This window comes from Caulobacter sp. 17J65-9 (assembly GCF_010975005.1).
Lineage (GTDB): Bacteria > Pseudomonadota > Alphaproteobacteria > Caulobacterales > Caulobacteraceae > 17J80-11.
The window spans coordinates 1-3,558 of record NZ_JAAIVC010000257.1 but is presented as its reverse complement, the minus strand read 5'-3'; the positions used below and the strand labels follow the sequence as shown (position 1 = coordinate 3,558).

At 70.2% G+C, this 3,558-nt stretch carries 5 protein-coding genes; 1 reads left to right on the top strand and 4 read right to left on the bottom strand.

Annotated elements, in window-relative coordinates:
* From G3573_RS20875 to G3573_RS20870, 3 genes are all read right to left on the bottom strand, one after another.
* Positions 1–751 (bottom strand): hypothetical protein (locus G3573_RS20875; RefSeq protein WP_205598413.1); only part of this gene is annotated, 751 nt, incomplete at its 3' end.
* Positions 752–838: 87 nt separating this feature from the next.
* The gene (locus G3573_RS22495; RefSeq protein WP_276208767.1) at positions 839–967 is read right to left on the bottom strand and encodes a hypothetical protein; all 129 of its coding nucleotides are present in this window, start codon (positions 965–967) and stop codon (positions 839–841) included.
* Positions 967–2,469, bottom strand: coding sequence for a CoA-acylating methylmalonate-semialdehyde dehydrogenase (locus tag G3573_RS20870; protein WP_163263575.1), 1,503 nt, complete (start codon positions 2,467–2,469; stop codon positions 967–969). The genes G3573_RS22495 and G3573_RS20870 overlap by 1 nt, the downstream gene beginning before the upstream one ends.
* A gap of 183 nt (positions 2,470–2,652) precedes the next feature.
* On the opposite strand from G3573_RS20870, the gene G3573_RS20865 reads away from it, so the two are divergent.
* Entirely contained in the window at positions 2,653–2,826 is a 174-nt protein-coding gene (locus G3573_RS20865) for a hypothetical protein (protein WP_163263574.1), read from the top strand.
* Positions 2,827–2,863: 37 nt separating this feature from the next.
* Here the strand turns inward: G3573_RS20865 and G3573_RS20860 are convergent, their stop codons facing one another.
* The gene (locus G3573_RS20860) at positions 2,864–3,433 is read right to left on the bottom strand and encodes a hypothetical protein (RefSeq protein ID WP_163263573.1); all 570 of its coding nucleotides are present in this window, start codon (positions 3,431–3,433) and stop codon (positions 2,864–2,866) included.
* Positions 3,434–3,558: the final 125 nt, after the last annotated feature.

Here is a 3,558-nt window from a genome sequence, read left to right as displayed (position 1 = left end):
GGGCCGGCGCGGCGGCGGCGGCCGGCGCCGCGCTCGGCGCGACCGGCGGCGCGACCACGGCGTTCTCGTCGGTGGTCTTGGGGGCCTTGTCCGGCGCGCCCAGGTCCTTGCGGATGAAGTGCCAGCTGCGCTTGTCGGCGCAGGCGCAGGCCTTCAGGTAGCCGTCCGGATCGCGCCACAGCACCATCGGATAGGCGCCGTCGACATTGTTGCCGCGCAGATAGGTCTGCAGCTGGGTGGCGGTCGCGCCGGTGGCGTTGACCACGGCGGTGCGCGCGATGTCGCCGTCGGCCGGCTTCAGGCCCTCGGCCGTCCAGGCCCGCGAGCTGACGGTCTTCCAGCGCTGGTAGAGCGCCCAGTCCCGGTCCAGCCACAGGGCCGCGACCGTGGCGCGTTCCGACGGGGTGGATTGGACGAGGCCTTCGCGCTCTTCGCGGGCGAAGACGATCACGCGGGTGTCGACGCCGGCGGCGCGCAGCTTGGGGAATTCCTCGCGCTCGTAGGTCGAGCAGGCGTCGCAGTTGCGCCAGCCGACCACGTACAGCCACGGACCGGTGCGGTCGCCCGGCGAGACCCAGCCGCTCTCGTCCAGGATTTTCTGGATGTCGCTCTGGTTCTTGGTGATCAGCACCGGCTGGAAGCGGGCGTAGTAGTTCCAGTAGCCCCAATAGCCGCCGCCAGCCAGCGACAGGCCGAGCACGGCCGCCAGCAGGCTGTAGAGCAGAAACCGATGATGCGACGCCGCCGCCATAAGGGCCTCCCCGCGCGGATCGTTACCGCGCAGGTTAACCTTTACAGCGAAACCGGCGTTACTCGAAGGGGGCGCCTGCGAAATCAACTAGCGAGCGAGCATCCAGGCCACACCGCCGGCCAAAATCAGGCCGGCGAGGGCGAACAGCACGAAGAAGGCGGCGGGCCGCTTGGGCGCGCGCGTATGGCGCTCGCGGCCCGCCTCCGTCTCGTTCATCAGCGCATCGTCGGGATGACGAAGGAGGAGTCCTGGTGCTCCAGGGCGCTCTCCGGCCAGCGGGCGGTGACGGTCTTGGTCTTGGTCCAGAAGCGGACGCCTTCCATGCCGTGCTGGTTGATGTCGCCGAAGCCCGAACGCTTCCAGCCGCCGAAGGTGTGGTAGGCGACCGGCACCGGGATCGGCACGTTGATGCCGACCATGCCGACGTTGACGCGGGCGGCGAAGTCGCGCGCCGCGCGGCCGTTCTGGGTGAAGATGGCGACGCCGTTGCCGTACTGGTGCTGCGACGGCAGGGCCAGGGCCTCTTCGAAGGTCTCGGCGCGGAGGATCTGCAGCACCGGGCCGAAGATCTCCTCATGATAGGACTTCATGGTCGGCTTGACCTGGTCCAGCAGGGTCGGGCCGACGAAGAAGCCCTTCTCGTGGCCCTGCAGGCTGAAGCCGCGGCCGTCGACGACCAGCTCCGAACCTTCCTGGACGGCGGTGTCGATCCAGCCCAGCACGCGCTGCTTGTGGGCCTCGGTGACCACCGGGCCGTAGTGGGCCTCGGCGTCGGTGGAGACGCCGACCTTCAGGGTCGGGATCTCGGCCACCAGGCGCTCGCGCAGTTCGTCGGCGGTCTTCTTGCCGACCGGCACCACCACCGGCAGGGCCATGCAGCGCTCGCCGGCCGAGCCGTAGGCCGCGCCGGTCAGGTCCTTCACGGTCTGGCCGAGGTCGGCGTCGGGCAGGACGATGCCGTGGTTCTTGGCGCCGCCGAAGGCCTGGACGCGCTTACCGTTGGCCGTGCCGTTCGAGTAGATGTAGTGGGCGATGTCCGACGAGCCCACGAAGCTGATCGCGTGGATCTGCGGGTGCTGGATGATGGCGTCGACCGCGACCTTGTCGCCGTGCACGACGTTCAGCACGCCCTTCGGCGCGCCGGCTTCCATCATCAGCTCGGCCAGCTTCACCGGCACGGACGGATCGCGCTCGGACGGCTTCAGGATGAAGGTGTTGCCCGCCGCGATGGCGGTGCCGAACATCCACATCGGGATCATGGCCGGGAAGTTGAACGGGGTGATGCCCGACACCACGCCCAGCGGCTGGCGCATGGAATAGACGTCGATGCCCGGGCCCGCGCCCATGGTGTACTCGCCCTTCAGGGCGTGCGGGATGCCGCAGGCGAACTCGATGACTTCCAGGCCGCGCTGCACGTCGCCCTTGGAGTCGGCGATGACCTTGCCGTGCTCCGAGGACAGCATCTCGGCCAGCAGGTTCATGTCGCGCTCGACCAGGCGCTTGAACTCGAACATCACGCGGGCGCGGCGCTGCGGGTTGGTCGCGGCCCAGCCTTCGAAGGCGGCCTGCGCCGACTGCACGGCGGCGTCCAGCTCGGAGGGCGTGGCCAGGGCCACGCGGGCCTGCACTTCGCCGGTGTTGGGGTTGAACACGTCGCCGAAGCGGCCGGACTTACCCTCGACGGAAACCCCGTCGATGAAATGGCGGATGTCGCGCACGCGCGTCTCCCTCTTGGTTCTTGTTGGGCTTTCGGGCGGCGTCTTACGCCTTGCCGCAGCGTCAGGCTAGCGGTCTCGGCGCCGCTTCACGTCGCGGCGTCCTGTTCCGTCGCAAATACCGCCGGTTTGCCAGATCGCGCGGATCGGGCTTACCCTCGACCCGCCTCGGGGAGGGGGCGAAACATGAAAAACCTGATGTTCCTGATCGCGATCGTTCTGCTCGGCGTCGGCGCGGCGATGATGTTCACCGACATCCTGCCGTTCGAAGCCAAGATGCCGGCCTGGGCCGACAAGGCCTCGATGGGCGCCGGCGTGGTGCTCGGCCTGGTGGCCATGATGGGCATGAAGAAGAGCTAAGCGTGCAGGACCGGTCGGCTCCGGCCGGCCGGTCTCGTTATCCCGGCGTCAGGGTCCAGAACGCCGCGTAGAACAGGGTCCAGCCGGTCCCGTACAGGGCCAGCATCACCCGACGGTCCAGCCGATCGCGCAGCAGCGCGCCCAGGACCGCGAACCCCACGCTCATCAGCAGGAACCGCGGCAGCCGGATCGGCGTCGCCGCCGCGACCCAGGCCGTCGGCTCGACGCCCGCGCGCGGGGCCGCCGCCGCATAGAGCTTGTAGGGCCGTCCGGCGAAGGCCCCGCTCGCCGCCGCCCGGAACCAGCCCTCGCGACGCATGGCCTCCACCGCCCTGTCCGTCGCGCCGTCGGCCACCGCCGGCACCCTTTCGACCGCCCGCGCGGCCGTCTCGGGCGAACGGGCCGCCCAGCCGTACATGGCCGCGCCGCCCAGCGTCGCCCCGGCCGCGGCGAGGAGACTGCAGACCAACGCCGCCTTCAGACCGCGCCGCAGCGCCACCCAGGCCAGCAGCACGTCGGGCACCACGAAGAACAGAAAGGCTTCGGCCGCTCCCCACAGGAAGGCGGCCGCCGCGAAAGTCCTCAGCCGGGGTGCGCGCGCGTTCACGCGCCCATCAGAACTCGGTCCAGCCGTCCTCGTCCACCTGAAGGTCGAGCTTGCGGGCCGCGGCCCCGCGGAAGGCGGCGGCCACCACCGGATTGCGCGGGGGCGCCGGCCGCGCCGGCGACGGC

Bases quoted from the DNA above. Each gene is read 5' to 3' on its own strand.
- G3573_RS22495 (WP_276208767.1), bottom strand. From the start codon at position 967: ATGAACGAGACGGAGGCGGGCCGCGAGCGCCATACGCGCGCGCCCAAG.
- G3573_RS20865 (WP_163263574.1), top strand. From the start codon at position 2,653: ATGAAAAACCTGATGTTCCTGATCGCGATCGTTCTGCTCGGCGTCGGC.